Origin of the sequence: Dyadobacter sp. CY351, from assembly GCF_021502625.1 — a bacterium.
In the GTDB taxonomy this organism is placed as follows: domain Bacteria; phylum Bacteroidota; class Bacteroidia; order Cytophagales; family Spirosomataceae; genus Dyadobacter; species Dyadobacter chenhuakuii.
On record NZ_JAKFFU010000011.1, the window covers coordinates 138,668 to 154,537 of the forward strand.

At 45.1% G+C, this 15,870-nt stretch carries 11 protein-coding genes; 3 read left to right on the forward strand and 8 right to left on the reverse strand.

Translation table 11 applies throughout. The features are described 5' to 3' along the window. Positions 1-198: 198 nt before the first annotated feature. The 6 genes from L0660_RS19690 to L0660_RS19715 form a co-directional block, all read right to left on the reverse strand. The gene (locus L0660_RS19690) at positions 199-2,013 is read right to left on the reverse strand and encodes an acyl-CoA dehydrogenase family protein (RefSeq protein ID WP_235161001.1); all 1,815 of its coding nucleotides are present in this window, start codon (positions 2,011-2,013) and stop codon (positions 199-201) included. A 144-nt stretch (positions 2,014-2,157) separates the two neighbouring features. Further along, a complete protein-coding gene (locus L0660_RS19695; protein ID WP_235161003.1) occupies positions 2,158-5,049 on the reverse strand; it encodes a putative Ig domain-containing protein in 2,892 nt (963 codons plus the stop codon). Position 5,050: 1 nt separating this feature from the next. Then, positions 5,051-6,166 carry a glycosyltransferase gene (locus tag L0660_RS19700; protein WP_235161005.1) on the reverse strand — a complete coding sequence of 372 codons (1,116 nt, stop codon included), beginning with the start codon at positions 6,164-6,166 and terminating at the stop codon, positions 5,051-5,053. Continuing rightward, positions 6,153-7,169, reverse strand: coding sequence for a glycosyltransferase family 2 protein (locus L0660_RS19705; protein WP_235161007.1), 1,017 nt, complete (start codon positions 7,167-7,169; stop codon positions 6,153-6,155). Before L0660_RS19705 ends, L0660_RS19700 begins: the two co-directional genes overlap by 14 nt. A 102-nt stretch (positions 7,170-7,271) precedes the next feature. Next, a complete protein-coding gene (locus L0660_RS19710; protein WP_235161009.1) occupies positions 7,272-8,450 on the reverse strand; it encodes an acetyl-CoA C-acyltransferase in 1,179 nt (392 codons plus the stop codon). Positions 8,451-8,612: 162 nt separating this feature from the next. Beyond that, complete coding sequence (locus L0660_RS19715; RefSeq protein WP_235161012.1) at positions 8,613-8,846, reverse strand: PspC domain-containing protein; 234 nt, start codon at positions 8,844-8,846, stop codon at positions 8,613-8,615. A gap of 295 nt (positions 8,847-9,141) precedes the next feature. Between L0660_RS19715 and secA the strand changes: the two genes are divergently transcribed. Together secA and L0660_RS19725 are read left to right on the forward strand one after the other, a co-directional pair. Beyond that, positions 9,142-12,489 carry a preprotein translocase subunit SecA gene (gene secA, locus L0660_RS19720; RefSeq protein WP_235161013.1) on the forward strand — a complete coding sequence of 1,116 codons (3,348 nt, stop codon included), beginning with the start codon at positions 9,142-9,144 and terminating at the stop codon, positions 12,487-12,489. A gap of 134 nt (positions 12,490-12,623) precedes the next feature. Beyond that, on the forward strand, positions 12,624-13,283 hold the full coding sequence (locus L0660_RS19725; RefSeq protein WP_026632009.1) for a phosphatidylserine decarboxylase family protein: 660 nt from the start codon (positions 12,624-12,626) through the stop codon (positions 13,281-13,283). Here L0660_RS19725 and L0660_RS19730 read toward each other — a convergent pair. Beyond that, entirely contained in the window at positions 13,275-13,895 is a 621-nt protein-coding gene (locus tag L0660_RS19730; RefSeq protein WP_026632010.1) for a rhomboid family intramembrane serine protease, read from the reverse strand. The two genes, L0660_RS19725 and L0660_RS19730, sit on opposite strands and share 9 nt — an antisense overlap. Positions 13,896-13,922: 27 nt before the next feature. Further along, positions 13,923-14,894, reverse strand: a complete 972-nt coding sequence (locus L0660_RS19735; RefSeq protein ID WP_409013447.1) for a polyprenyl synthetase family protein — start codon at positions 14,892-14,894, stop codon at positions 13,923-13,925. Positions 14,895-15,033: 139 nt separating this feature from the next. Here L0660_RS19735 and L0660_RS19740 point away from each other — a divergent pair, with 139 nt between their 5' ends. Next, a complete protein-coding gene (locus tag L0660_RS19740; protein WP_235161015.1) occupies positions 15,034-15,864 on the forward strand; it encodes an aminotransferase class IV in 831 nt (276 codons plus the stop codon). Positions 15,865-15,870 lie beyond the last annotated feature (6 nt).

The following is a 15,870-nucleotide window of genomic DNA, read 5'->3' on the forward strand; positions in this document are numbered from 1 at the left end:
AACAACCATTAACCTAACGTGAAAACAAAGGATATTGGTTTCCCAAATTTGCGCATTTTGGGGTAGAATAAAAAACCTTTCATCACAACAAAAAAGCCAGACCTTACAAAGGTCCGGCTTTCCATGATTCATTTGGTTTTTAGTTGTGCAGGCATTGTAATCGAGCTTTAAACCCGGCTCTCCGCCCAAAATATTGTTTCAAAAAACATAATCATTCTTGGCAATCAGTTCATCAGCAACGCTGCGGCGCGCATCTTTGAGATTAACCGGTTCAATTTTCGTAAACCGTTTCAATCCCATCAGTATCACCCGCAGCTCATCGCTTTCTGCAAAGCTTGTGATGGCAGCTCTTCCGGCATTGTTTACCTTCTCAACAGCGCGGTGTAAGTAAATGATAGCCATATCCTGGTGCAGCTTATTGGCATCAGCTCCAAGCAACTCAATTCGTTTTTCAACCCGTAACAGCACCGATTCAGCAGCATAAATTTCAATTACCATGTCGGCCAGGTTCATGATAATTTCCTGCTCTTCGGAAAGTTTCATCATGAATTTCTGAACGGCCGCACCCGCCACCATTAAGGCTGCTTTTTTAAGATTTTGAATGACCTTTTTCTCAGCTGCAAAGAGCGTTTCGTCTTCGCTCATGCTGAAATCAGGAATGGACATAATTTCTTTTCCAACCGCCATCGCGGGGCCCATCAGATCGATCTGGCCTTTCATGGCGCGTTTCAGGAGCATATCCACAACGAGGAGCCTGTTGATCTCATTGGTTCCCTCAAAAATCCGGTTAATACGGCTGTCGCGGTAAGCCCGGTCCATAGGCGCATCTGCGGAAAAGCCCATGCCGCCGTAGATCTGAACACCTTCATCCACCACAAAATCAACCACTTCCGAGCCATGCACTTTCATAATGGCACATTCAATGGCTAATTCTTCCAGTGCTTTCAGTTTGGATTCCGCGTCTGACATCCCTTTTTCCTGAAAGGCGGAAATCAGGTCATCAATGTTTTGCCCAACGCGGTAAGAAGCTGATTCGGAGGCAAACATTTGCGTAGCCATTTCCGCCAGCTTATGCTTTATCGCACCAAATTGGGAGATAGCCGTGCCAAATTGTTTCCTTTCATTGGCATATGCAATGGCCTGTTGCGTTACTCTTTTGGCACCGCCTAATGCTGCCGCAGCCAATTTGATCCGCCCGATATTAAGAATGTTAACTGCGATCTTAAAGCCGTTTCCGCGTTCTGAAAGCATGTTTTCGACGGGAACCAGGCAATCATTGAAGAATATCTGCCGCGTATCCGAGCCCTTAATCCCCATTTTATGTTCCGGTGCATTCATTGTAATGCCGCCGGATGACTTTTCAATGATGAAGGCGCTCAGGTTTTTATCAGTTTGTCCGTTTTCTTCAATTTTGGCAAAAACAATAAATACATCTGCAAAACCGCCATTGGTAATCCACATTTTCTGGCCGGTAATCGCATAATGTTGACCGTCGGAAGTGAGTATCGCTTTTGTTTTACCAGAGTTGGCATCCGAGCCCGAATCCGGCTCTGTTAAACAGTATGCTGCTTTCCATTCACCCGTGGCGAGCTTGGGAAGATATTTGCTTTTTTGTGCTTCATTTCCGTAGTAAAGAATTGGCAATGTGCCGATGCCCGTGTGCGCCGAAAGTGCGACGGAGAATGAATTCCCTGCGCCGGTGGCCTCTGCAACGAGCATGGAAGTGTTGAAGTTCATGCCAAAACCGCCATATTCCTCCGGAACGGCCGTTCCCAGTAAGCCCAGCTCACCCGCTTTGTCCATCAATCCTGAAATCAGCTCGGGACTTTTTGCATGATCAATTTCGTCCAGGATGGGCCATATTTCCTTGCCGAGAAACTCCCTGCAAGTGTCTGCAATCATACGCTGCTCTTCCGTAAACTCCTCAGGAATAAAAATTTGGGATGATAAGGTTTCTTTAATCAAAAATTCACCTCCCTTAATAGACGTCTTATTCGCTTCTGCAACGGCCATATTCTTTAACTTTTATTGATGGTTAAGGCTTGAATTAAGGTATGCTTGCATACTACTTCTTGTATTGCAAATATAAATCATTCGCAGTATTATGCAAGCATACCTTTCGCAAAAACCAAAGGAGAAAAGTGGTGATTTGAAGCCTTACTTTTTGAAGATTTTAAACTGTTTTAAGACCGTGCCGTTGCTGTGCAGACGGACAACATAAATGCCCGAAGAAATGTATAATCTGGAAAGATCAATGTTGGCCAGGTCATCGGAAACAGTGACAAATTCCTTTGGGAAATCAATCTTTTTCCCTGAAACTGTAATCAGCTCGTAGGAAATGTCATTAGCGTCCAAACCGGCCGGGAGCTTCACATTAAAAACGCTTTCCACCGGATTCGGGAAAAAACGCCAGTCTTCCAGGTCTTTTGTAATGTTGATAGAATCGCCGTAGGAAATGCTGAACTGGATCGAGTTTGTGACAATCGCCGAATCCTCTTTCGTTGCAGTGACCGTAAGGGTGTAACGGCCGATATAAGGTGCAAATCCGCTGGCATTTTCGTAAAGTGCAAACGGGAAATTTTTCGTTTGTGATTTCCTGTTATACGGACCTGTTAAACTGAAATCAACTTTGTCGTAGTCAAAATTCCCGTGTGCGTAAATATTCAGGGAGGATGGTAAATCGCTGTGCGCAAGGACGTCATCGCCCGTGAGTTTCCTGATGACACGCTGATCCACTTTGCTTCCGCCTTGCACCAGTTCGAAACGGAACTTGGGAATTTCAACGATCAGTATAAACGGCACTTCCACATATGCTCCTGCATTATCGTAAGCCCTGATAATGAGCCTGTATTCTCCCTCCTCTGTTGGCGTTCCGGAAAATGTATTAAGTGCAAAGTTGAGCCAGGATGGGCGGTTTTGTAATGTTATGGAAGAAATATACCCGTCGGGATCACCAAAGATTTCTGTTGGTAAAATGTAATTAAACGGCATGTTTAACTGGCCATACTTGACCGGTAATGAACCAGCAGCATAAGGCGGCGCATTAAGGAACTGCTTTTCGACGACTTTAATCGTGAAATACGTTTCCACAAACGCATTCAGATCGTCATATGCTTTCAAACTAATGCGAAATTCACCCAAGCTAGGCGGCGTTCCGGTCAGGACACCATTTGAAAATTTAAGCCAGCCTGGAAGCTCGCTTGCTTCTATTTTGGTCACTTCACCATCTGCATCCTCAAATGCGCCATCGTTGATGGGCAGTGAAAATGGCTCGTTTACAGCAATAGTCTGATTTGAAAAACTGGCATCTACCGTTGGTGGCTTGTTGGCATTTTCACGCGTGTCCACACGAACAGTCAGAAATGCTTCCGTGACACCGCCTTCATCATCAATTCCTTTTACCTGAATGCGGTAATCTCCAAGCGTTGCTGGCCGTCCTCTCAGCTGACCGTTTTCAAATTTCAGCCAGGATGGCAAAGTGCCGACCTCCATTCTCACAACCGTTCCGTCGACATCAGAAAAAGTATCAATAGGCAGCTTGTAAGCAAAATCTTTGTTAACCGCAATGATCTGCATCGGGACCGGCTTGAACACATAAGGTGGGTAATTAGATGCATCGTCCCAATATTCAGGAGCAAGAATGTCTTCATTCAAGCCAATATAAACCGGTTTTGGGTTATTCGGATCGGCGTAAGCACGTTTTCTCCATTCGTCGTAAACAACATTCATCGGCCCGCTTTTTTCCACAGCTGCCGAAAGCCTGTAACTCACGGAATCGGTATAAACAATGGGTTTCATTGGCTGGTTGAGCCAGGTCTGAGCGGCCTGCCGCAGAAAAGGCTCGGCCCTTGACATTGTGCTCTGAACGGATGCGACAACAGCAACCACATTTGCGCCGTGAGCGAAATTCTCGTTGATCTGCCTTAAATGAGCATTGTTATCAAATACGGTGTTGATAAACAGCTCATTAGCAATTATAAAGTTGGCAGGAGCAGTACTTTTAATGATATCAACGGACCATCTGTGATCGTGCGTGGCAAGGTCATCATTGATTTTGATACCATTAGATTTTTCATTTAAACTCCTGAAACCCAGCGTTCCACGTACACTGGAAATTCTGTCAAAAACAGAGCCATAGTCAGATACAAATTTGACGTTCGGATCAACAGACTTAACAGCCGTGATCATTTGCTCTGTAAAACGCTTCAGGACAAGGTGACGGTAAATGTACCAGTCCTTACCAGCACGCTGACGGAAGGATTCCGACGGTTCCCAGGGCGTTGCAGGCGGTAACACCTCTTCGAAATTCTTGTGATTGATCCCCCATAAATAATTGAGGCGCTGGAGTTTTTTATAATGTGATATCAAAAACTCCCTGAACCCGGTTATCATGGACCTGGAATAATCGTACACCGCAGGGCTTTCCTTGCCATTTTCGATCAGACTGCCCGGATATTCGCCTTCCTGCGTTCCGGTGGTGGTTATGGAAACGAATAACAGCTGTTTGTTGGTCTGAAGATATTTATATCGCGTAACCGTTTCCTTGACAAATGCTTGTGCTTTTGCCGAGATCGCATCATTATCAAATCCAAATGAAGTATCCTGATATCCACTGATCACCGGCTTGCCCGTGGAGCTCATGTGGCTGTCCGAAGGTTCCCAAAAGCCCTTGATCCGCGTGCTATGCCTGCCCAGGTGAATGCGCAGCGCCACTTTCATTCCCAAATCCGTGGCTGTTTTGATTTGCTGGTCGAATTTGTCCCAAAGCGGCTTGTCTGTCGGTGAGGTATAATAGATCTTATCCCAGGGAATGGTAAGATAAACCGCATTCAATCCGTACGCATGTGCCGATCTGATCAGATCCAGCTCAGGGCCCTTTTCATCTTTATCCAACACATTAAGTAGCATCAGTGCCAGATAGCGCTGGTTGTCCGCCTCGGTCGTTCCAGGACTGGTCTGGGCATGGAGCGTTTGAAAAGAGATAGTCCAAGCCAAAACCACAAAGAATAGCTTCGTGAGAAATTTAGACCCGTACGTAGAATGGTGCATGCTAATAATTTTTATCTATTAATTCGATCCAGTTTCTATAACCATTGTCCACGTTGAACTGACTGGCTACTTCAACGCTTTTTTCACTGCTGGTTGCCGTTTCCCCACTCATTACCGAGCGGATTCCTTTTACCATTTGTTTGATACTAATATCCTGAGTAACAATGCCCATGCCCTCTTTTACAAATTCCGAAACACCACCAGAAGGGAATGAAACAATAGGCTTACCGAGCAGCGCAGCTTCAATCATCACCAAAGGAAACGGGTCCTGCCGGGACGTGAGTAAAAACCCATTTCCCATGTTAAGGTAATTATAATAATCTTCTTTCTGCTTTCCGACAAGGTGAATTTTCGTCGCCGATTTCGAATTCCTGCAACGTTGTTCTGTGTAATAAACGAGCCCGTCATCAATGCTTGCTCCCACCCATATCAGGTGAACGCGCGGATCGTTAAGTTCTTGTGCAAGATCGGGTAACATATCAAAACCTTTTCTTTCCGAGGTCATTCCTGACAGGATCCATACAAAATCGTCGGCCGGAATGCCTAATGCACGTTTCAACTCGGCGGTGCGCTTTTCGTCTTTTTTTACGAGCGTGTGATCGATAAAGGAATAAAGCAGCTCCACATTTTTTCCACCGGCATCTTTGATCGGCTCACAGGTTGTTTGCGAGCAGCCGATAAGCAGGCTGGAATAATCGATAATGCTTTTGAAATCCGGTGAACTTAAATAGGTGTATGTCAACGGCATTTCGTGAAAATGTGTGATCACCGGAATGGAAAATTCCTTGGCAACCACAATCGTTTCGGGCATCATCGTTGTATTTACGTACCAAAAATCAGCCTTGAAATCCTTTGCCAGTTTTCTGAGATATTTTAATGTTGGATGAATCCCGAGGTGAAAAGAGATCTTTTCCACCATATTGAAAGTTTTAGGCGCTATAAAAACGGGAATGTCCGAGGGGAACTCTTTCAATAATTCACCATTTGCAAAACTGACAATGCCGATATCAAAGCGGCTTCGGTCAATTTTGTTCACGATATAAAGCAGCATCATTTCTGACCCTGTCCGCGTTGCATAAGGAGTAAAGAAGAGGATCTTTTTCTTAACGTTGTTCATGTACAGCTGTTAGCAGATCAATATTTTCTTCGGGCTTTATCTTGTAGAGCCCTTTTTTCAATAGGAGTGTTCGCCAGAAATATTTCAGGATTACCCGCGTCTTGCGCACATATATATGCTGCGTGCGCAGTTCTGCGAATGGGTTTCCGTCTTTTTTTAGGTTAAAAGCCATTTTCCAGCCGTAAATAACGGGGATCATGAAAATGTAATGCGCAATGAGCAGCAAATACTGGAACATTCCGTATTGTTTTCTCACCCAAAGGAAGTTGGAAATCTGCATTTGCGTGCTGAAACGGTTGATCCAGGAAATATTCGTCCGCCGGAAAGGATTGTTGTTTTCCAGGTGAATGAACTTGCAGTCTTTGAAATAGCAAAGCTTCCCCAGCTTCCCAAGCCGTCCCGACCATTCCACATCTTCGCCATACATAAAGAAATCATCACTGAACCCGCCTGTTTTCTCAAATCCTTCCCTGCGAAGAAAAATGAAAGCCCCCACAAGCCAGTCATACTGGTCAGGATCGGCATGTTGGGGATCGGGATAAAGCTTTTTCACGACCCTATCTACGGTATTACTGATCGGAAGGATGAAAAATGTGCGCCGAAAGTCGTTAAAACTTTGGTAAAAAGGCATTGGCGTGCCGTCGGCGTAATATTGTAGTGCGCCGCATGCGATAATGTCGGTTCGCACATTCAGGCGTTCGAAGCAGCGGTGAATGACATTGTCAGTAATTAATGTATCCGCATTCAGCAGCAGAAAATATTTTCCTCTTGCTATGGCCATTCCCCTGTTATTAGCAATCCCAAAACCGTCGTTAGAAGGCGCGTTAATCCATGTAATCTCCGGATATGCCCTTCTTACTAATTCGCCACCACCGTTTTCCGGATCATTATCAACAACAATAATCTCAAAAGAAATGCCTAAAGTAAACTTATGAATAGAGTCTAAACAATTGATTATGAGCTGAGGCGTCCGATAATTGATAATGATAATGGATACATCCATGCAGAGGTGTGTATGTTTTAGGGCAAAAATAAAGAATCTCCGCCGAAGATGGTTCATTCTTCAACGGAGACCGTAAAATAAGTTATGCAATTACCGAACGGTTTAATTTAACCTTTCAAAAATTCCCGCAACGCCCTGCCCGCCACCAACACAGGCTGTTACCATGCCGTATTTTTGATTTCTGCGTTCCATTTCATTGAATAACTGAACAGAAAGCCGCGCACCTGTCGATCCCAATGCATGTCCCAAAGCGATGGCACCACCATTGGGATTCACAATTTCCGGGTTAATGTCCAGTTCCTGGATCACTGCCAGCGATTGTGCCGCAAATGCCTCATTCAGTTCTACTTGTTCAATGTCGTTCAGTTTCAATCCCGCTTGTTTCAATGCAATAGGGATAGCAGCCACTGGTCCGATGCCCATTATGCGGGGGTCCACGCCGGCAGTTGCATAGGAAAGCATTTTAGCAATGGGCTTCAAATTCAGCTCTTCCACCATTTTCTCCGACATGACCATGACAAATGCTGCACCATCGGAAGTTTGGGATGAATTTCCGGCGGTTACGGTTCCTCCGGCTGCAAAAACGGGTTTGAGTTTATTGAGTGCTTCTAATGTTGTATCCGCTCGAGGCCCTTCATCCTGTTTTACAACAATTTCTTTCGTTTTCTTTTTGCCCGAAGCCGCGTCAAAATAGGTTTCTGTAACAGTTACAGGCACAATTCCATCCGCAAACCAGCCCTCTTTCTGCGCTCTCAATGCTTTCTGGTGTGAGCTGAAAGCGAATTCATCCTGCTTCTCGCGGCTAATATTGTAATCTTTTGCAACCTGTTCGGCGGTCAGGCCCATGCTTAAATAATAGTCTGGATTTGTATGCGCAATTTCATAGTTCAATGCTGTTTTCCATCCCATTGTAGGAACGAGTGACATGGATTCTGTTCCGCCCGCAATGATGCAATCGGCCATTCCGGCATGAATTTTCGCTGACGCCATGGCAATGGCTTCCACGCCGCTGCCGCAATAACGGTTGATCGTAATGCCGGAAACGTTTTTTGGAAGTGCCAGCAAAGCCACATAACGACCCATTTGCATGCCCTGCTCAGCTTCTGGCACCGCATTGCCAACAATCACATCGTCTACGCGGGCAGGATCGAGGCTAGGGATTTTTTCAAGCAGATATTTAATGACAGTTGCTCCCAGGTCGTCGGGACGGGTAAAACGGAAGCCTCCCCGGGAAGCTTTTCCGACGGCGCTACGGTAACCGGCAACTATGTATGCATTCATATATGTCTGATTTTTAGTTTGGAGCGTAACACAGGCACTGGAGAATAGTATGCCTGCATACCATTGGTAAAAATAGCAATTAATCATAAAACAACAAACCACCGGAATTTGTTTTCCGGTGGTTTGCAATTACCAAGTCTTACTGATGGAACCTTTGATATTTTAAGAGTAAATCTGATGTTCTTCGTGTGTTTTGGGCCTTTTAGCGCCGTCGGGCATCACGATCCAAAGGATAATGTAAAACAGGATGATAGGAAATGTTACCGGAATGAAAACGCCCAAAACGAAAAGTACACGGACGATCGTTACATCTATATCCAGATAATCTGCGATTCCGGATGCTACACCACCTATGATTTTGCTGCTTGTATTGCGAAATAATCTGTTGTTGTTCATGGCTGTCGTTGTTTATTTTTTCTTTGATGATTCAAAGGTACTGTGTATTACATAGTAGTTGAAAATAATTGGTACAAACGGTTCTCTTGCCTGAGTATGGGTGCCTTATTGGTTTGAGCAAACGGTAAAAAAACATTAGAGTTACATTAGGATTCTTCTGATTCATATACAATACTATTTGCAATGAATTACCTTTGAGTTTGAAAATGATAGCTTTGCTGACAATCTGGCACGATTAACGGGCAGGCTCAATTATTTTTCTGTAAATGATCGGTTAAAAACATATACTAAAATCATGTTTAAAATATTTTCAAAGCTGTTCGGCACAAAATCAGAACGGGATTTAAAAGAATTGACTCCCTACGTTGATAAAGTCAATGCCGAATACGCACTCCTGGCTTCTTTAACCAATGATGACCTGCGGGCAAAATCCGAAGGTCTGAAACAACATATTGCCGACAACCTGAAATCTATTGATGATCAGATTGCTGCTTTAAGACAACAAGCTGCTGATGAGCCCAATGTCGATAGCAAAGAAGCGATTTTCAAGAAAATTGATGCGCTTGATCTGGATCGTAATAAAGAACTTGAAAAGATTCTTCTGGAGATTTTGCCAAAGGCCTTCGCCATTGTAAAAGAAACGGCGCGCCGCTTCAAGGAAAATGAAAAGCTGGAAGTGACGGCTTCTTTCTTCGACAGGGAAGTGGCAACCAAAAAGTCACACGTTACCATTGAAGGTGACAAAGCTTACTGGAATACAACCTGGGATGTAATTGGCCAGCCTATTAAATGGAACATGCTGCATTATGATGTGCAGCTGATCGGTGGTGTCGTCTTGCACCAGGGGAAAATCTCTGAAATGGCGACAGGGGAAGGTAAAACGCTTGTTGCAACGCTTCCCGCATTCCTTAATGCATTGGCAGGAAACGGCGTTCACATTGTAACCGTGAACGATTACCTGGCAAAACGTGATGCGGAATGGAATGCACCTCTTTTTGAATTTCACGGCATGAGCGTCGATTGCATCGACCGCCACCAGCCAAATACCATTGCGCGCAGAAATGCATATAAAGCGTCATTGACTTATGGAACGAATAACGAGTTCGGTTTTGACTATCTGCGTGACAACATGTCACGTACGCCCGAAGAACTCGTTCAGCGCAAGCACCATTTTGCGATGGTCGATGAGGTTGACTCCGTTTTGATCGATGATGCGCGTACGCCATTGATCATCAGCGGCCCAGTGCCAAGAGGTGATGAGCAGGAATATCTGGAATTAAAACCACGCGTTTCGCGGATCGTTGAAGCACAGAAAAAGCTGGCGATGGATTTCCTTACCGACGCCAGAAAGAAAATTGCAGCCGGCGATAAAAAAGAAGGAGCATTATCCTTGTTCCGTGCACATCGCGGAATGCCGAAATACAAGCCGTTGATTAAATATCTGAGTGAATCAGGCATTAAGGCGCTCATGCAGGAATCGGAATCGATTTATCTTGCTGAAAACCAAAAGCTGATGCCACAAGCGGATGAACCGCTTTATTTCACAATTGACGAGCGTCATAACAGCATTGAACTAACAGAAAAAGGAATTGACTTCCTGACAGGTGAGTCGGAAGAGACCAACTTCTTTATTCTGCCCGACATTGCGGTTGATCTGGATGCAATTGAAAAAGACGCATCATTGAATGAGCAGGAACGCATTATCAGGAAAGAAGCATTAATCCGCGATTATTCTGTAAAAACAGCACGTATCCACACAGTTAACCAGCTTTTGAAAGCATTTACGCTTTTCGAAAAAGACGTGGAATACGTGATCATGGACGGAAAGGTTAAGATCGTCGATGAGCAGACTGGCCGTATCATGGATGGCCGTCGTTATTCCGACGGTTTGCACCAGGCGATTGAAGCAAAAGAGAATGTGCGCGTTGAAGATGCGACTCAGACTTACGCGACAGTTACCCTTCAAAATTACTTCCGGATGTATCACAAGCTGGCCGGTATGACCGGAACGGCGGAGACGGAAGCAGGTGAATTCTGGGAAATCTACAAACTGGATGTGGTTTCGATTCCTACTAATGTTAATGCGGTTCGGAAAGACCATGAAGATAAAGTGTATCGTTCTGTTCGTGAAAAATACAATGCGGTAACGGATGAAATTGTAGAGCTTGTGGAAGCCGGGCGGCCAGTCTTAGTAGGTACAACTTCGGTTGAAAACTCTGAGATCATCAGCCGGATGCTTACATTAAGAAAAATCCAGCACCAGGTTTTGAATGCCAAGCAACACCAGCGTGAAGCGGAAGTGGTGACAGAAGCCGGTAAGCCGGGAACGGTAACGATTGCAACCAACATGGCTGGTCGTGGAACGGACATTAAGCTTACACCGGAATCGAAAAAAGCGGGCGGACTTGCCATCATTGGTACAGAACGTCACGAAAGCCGTCGTGTAGACAGGCAGTTGCGTGGTCGTTCCGGTCGCCAGGGTGACCCGGGTTCTTCTCAATTCTTTGTCTCGCTTGAAGATAACCTCATGCGTCTCTTCGGTTCCGACCGGATGGCGAAGGTGATGGACCGGATGGGATTGGAAGAAGGCGAAGTGATCCAGAGCGGAATGATTACCAAATCCATCGAACGCGCGCAGAAAAAGGTTGAGGAAAACAACTTTGGTATGCGGAAGCGTCTTTTGGAATATGATGACGTAATGAACTATCAGCGTGACGCCATTTATACACGTCGCCGCAACGCATTGTTTGGAGAACGTCTGGCCGTTGACATTGCGAATACATTATATGATGTATGTGACGAGTTGGTTGGCTCTGCAACTTCTTATGCAGAACTTGAACTGGCTGTGATCACAACATTAGGAATGGAACTTCCTTACAGCGAGTCGGAATATGGTTCAATGAGGCCTGCGGACCGTTCACAAAAGCTTTATGAAGCAGCTGAGAAGCAATATCAAGAAAAGAATGCCTCGATAGCAGCGAAAGCGTTACCGGTTTTGAGCTCTATTTACGCAGAGCGCGGTGCGACTATCTCTGAAATCATGATCCCGTTCAGCGACGGAATTCGTCAGACGGGCGTTGTAGTGGGCTTGAAAAAGGCTATCGAAAACGAGGGAAGGGAAATCACGACTGAAATGGAGAAAGCCATTGTGCTATCACTGATCGATCAGGAGTGGAAAGAGCATTTGCGTGAGATGGATGATTTGAAACAATCCGTTCAGAATGCGGTGTTTGAGCAAAAGGATCCTTTATTGATTTATAAATTTGAGTCGGTTGAGCTTTTCAAACGCTTCCTGAGCAAGGTTAACTTTGATATGATCTCCTTCCTGATGAAGGCGGATATTCCTCAGGAAGAGGCGGTTCCGGCTACTGCGGTGCAGCAAACCGTGCGTCGCCCTGCGCCAGCGCCTGAGTTGCATACCAACCGTGAGGAGGATTTTGACCTAGACATGGACGGCGGCCCGAACGAGTACGCCCGTAATATGGAGTCAACCACAAAGGCACAGCCTGTTCGCACTATTAAAATCGCCGATAGGAACCAGAAAGTATCTGTCCAGTATCGCGATGGCCGGATTTTGCGTGATGTAAAATTCAAAAAAGTGGAGCAGGAAGTGAAGAACGGAGATTGCGTTGTGATCGAATAATCATTCATAAAGCATTAATAAATTGTAAAGCCCTGCCCTTCTGAATGGATTGGCAGGGCTTTTGATGGAAAGGAAATCAGTATTTATACGATATTTGTATTTTACAGCAAGTCATTAACGAAACATAACCCTGCATGAGACTGCACAAAGAAGGTTACACCATCATGGCCATTACAGCCATTATATTGATACTGATAAACTTAGGCATATATTATCTGCTGCCTGACGGTTATTGGATTCCAAGATTGGTGTTGATTGGCAGTGTGATCGTATTCTTTCTCGTAGTTCAGTTTTTCCGCGTTCCAAAGCGTGTGGTGTATAAAAGTGACAGACAGATCGTCGCGCCCTGCGATGGAAAAGTTGTGGTAATTGAAGAAGTGGTTGAGAGTGAGTATTTTAAAGGTCCAAGGAGACAAATCAGCATTTTCATGTCTCCACTTAATGTGCATATCAACTGGAACCCGATCAGCGGGGTCATCCAGTATTTTAAATATCATCCCGGATTATATCTTGTTGCGTGGCACCCAAAATCCAGCACAGATAACGAGCGCACAACCGTTGTTATCAAGACCATTGAAGGCATCGAAATCCTTTTCCGCCAGATTGCAGGTGCGGCAGCGCGTCGTATACGCTGGTATGTGAAGGAAGGCGACCAGGTGGAGCAGAGCACGGAAATGGGCTTTATCAAATTTGGCTCACGCGTGGACATTTACCTGCCGCTGGATGCGGAAGTAAAGGTTAATCTGCAAGATAAAACTGTGGGAAGCGTAACCGTGCTGGCGGAATTAAAATAAACGCCAGCTCAAAATCTGCTGTAAAAATCCGGGAACCGCGCTGGGATAAACTACGGCCATAAACACAAATCCGAAGATCGCGCCGACCATGTGCGCGCTGTGGTTCACATAACTCGTTCCGCGCTTGGATTCGTAAAATGAATATCCCAAAAAGAGCAATCCAAAGATAAATCCGGGCATACAGATAAAGAAATACAAACAAACCTGCATCAAAGGCGAATAAAGGATTGCGGCAAAAAGCACGGCTGAAACACCGCCGGACGCACCCAGCGAATTGTATTTGGAATTATTCCGGTGTTTCAGGAATGTCGGAATGTCTGAAACAATGATGCCGACAATGTAAAGGAACAGGAAATAAATGGTGCCGCTCGGCCCAAAGAGCATAGCAAAAAGCCTTTCAATTCCTTCTCCTACAAACCACAAACTGAGCATATTAAAGATCAAATGCCCAAAATCCGCATGAACAAAACCGGATGTTACGAAACGGTAATATTCGTTGCGCTGCGTGACTTTATAGGGATTAAGGATCAGTTTGTCCATTAAACTGTAATTGTTTAATGCATAATAACTGATTCCGGATGTAATAATGACGAGTATGAGGGTTATGGACATGTTCGGTGTTGAATGTTTGAATGACTGTTACTTTTCGCGCTCAACCAATTGCTCGGCAAATTGCAGCAATGGTTGCTTTCTTGCTTCATCAATTTTAAGTGCGTGCAGGCTGGAAAGCCCTTTGGTAAAATATTCCTGGATTTTTTGTTGGGTGAATGCACGGATGCCCAGCTTTTCGTAAATGGCTGTAACGCCCGCCACTTTTTCCTGCTTATCGAAATCAGCCAGACCGATCCATTTATCCAGTTCGGCTTTTGATTCCTGATCCGCTTTGGACAATGCTTCAATCAGCAGGAATGTCTTTTTGTTTGAAATAATATCACCGCCTACCTGCTTTCCAAATTTATCGGGATCGCCATAAACATCCAGGAGATCGTCTTTTAATTGAAAACCAATCCCCATATTTTCCCCTGCCGAATAAAGCAACTGAATGGATTCTTCATCAGCACCGCCGATAATCCCGCCAAGTTCCAATGCAAAACCGAGCAAAACCGAAGTTTTCAGGCGGATCATGCCCAGATATTCTTCTTCGGTAACGTCCCAGCGGGTTTCAAAATTCATATCCAGCTGTTGCCCTTCACAAACTTCGGCAGCCGTTTTATTGAATCTTTCCAAAACACGGCGCAGCTTTTCGGCAGGAATGTCCAGCAGCAGATCATAGGCCTTTATCAACATCACATCCCCGGACAAAATCGCCGTGTTCGCATTCCATTTTTCGTGAACCGTCGGCTTTCCCCTTCGCAGCGGCGCCTGGTCCATAATGTCATCGTGCATCAATGTGAAATTGTGAAAAACCTCCACGGCCATAGCCGGTTTCACAGCATTATCCCATTGATCAGAATATATTGAAGCGACAAGTAATGTCAGCAAAGGGCGGAAACGCTTGCCGCCGAGCGACATAATGTAGCGGATCGGCTCATAAAGCTCAGCAGGATGTGCGCCGTAGGATTGTTTTTCAAACTCAATTTGCAGCGTCTGCAGTAATTGTTCGGGTTTAATCATTCGCAGGGTAAAAAAAGTCCGTTCAGATAAATCTGACGGGTAAAATAGTAACGTCGTGATTTGATCAGATATGTATGCAAAGTAGGGAAAATTAATAACTTTGAGATTCCGCCCATCATATATTAATTCACCCCGCATGCCTTTTCACCAATATTTCAACGGAGAAATCCTTCCTATTGACAGCCCGGTTTTCAAGACCAATGACCTTGGCTTACTCCGCGGTTTTGGCCTTTTTGACTATTTCAGGACTTATAATGGGGTGCCGTTCCGCTGGGATGATTACTGGCAGCGGTTTGAAAATTCGGCGTGTTTGCTAAAACTGACATTGCCCGTAACGCAGCAGGAAACCGCAAAAGTGCTGGCCGATCTGCATGCTATGTCAGGTGAACAAGAAGTTGCTTTCCGTTTTGTATTAACCGGCGGCTATGCACCGGACAGCGTTAATGTTGTTGAGCCTAATTTTCTGATCCGGACTGAGGCTTTGCCCCAGGACAATCCAGCAGGCCGTTTGAAAGGAATCAAAGTCTTGCCTTATGACTACGTTCGTGATTTGCCGGAAGTGAAAACGACGAATTACGTGCATATGGTGCTGATGGCCGACGAACTGCGACGCCAGCAAGCTGCCGATTTGCTTTTCCACAAAGAAGGGGAGATAAGTGAGCTGACGAGAAGCAACATTTTCATTTTTCAGGGAGATAAGCTCATTACTTCGGACCGCAACATTCTCAAAGGCATTACCCGGAAAGTGGTTATGGAGCTTGCCAAGCCTCATTTTAAAGTGGAGGTGCGGCCGGTAATGTATAAAGAGGTCATTATGGCTGACGAAGTGTTTACAACCAGCACAACGAAGTGGGTGATGCCGGTTGTTCAAATTGGTGATTTGCCGGTGGGCAATGGTGAGGCCGGAAAACGGACGCTTTTCTTGCAGCAGTTGTTTGAAAAACTGGTCGCCAATTGGGGTAAATAAAAAAAG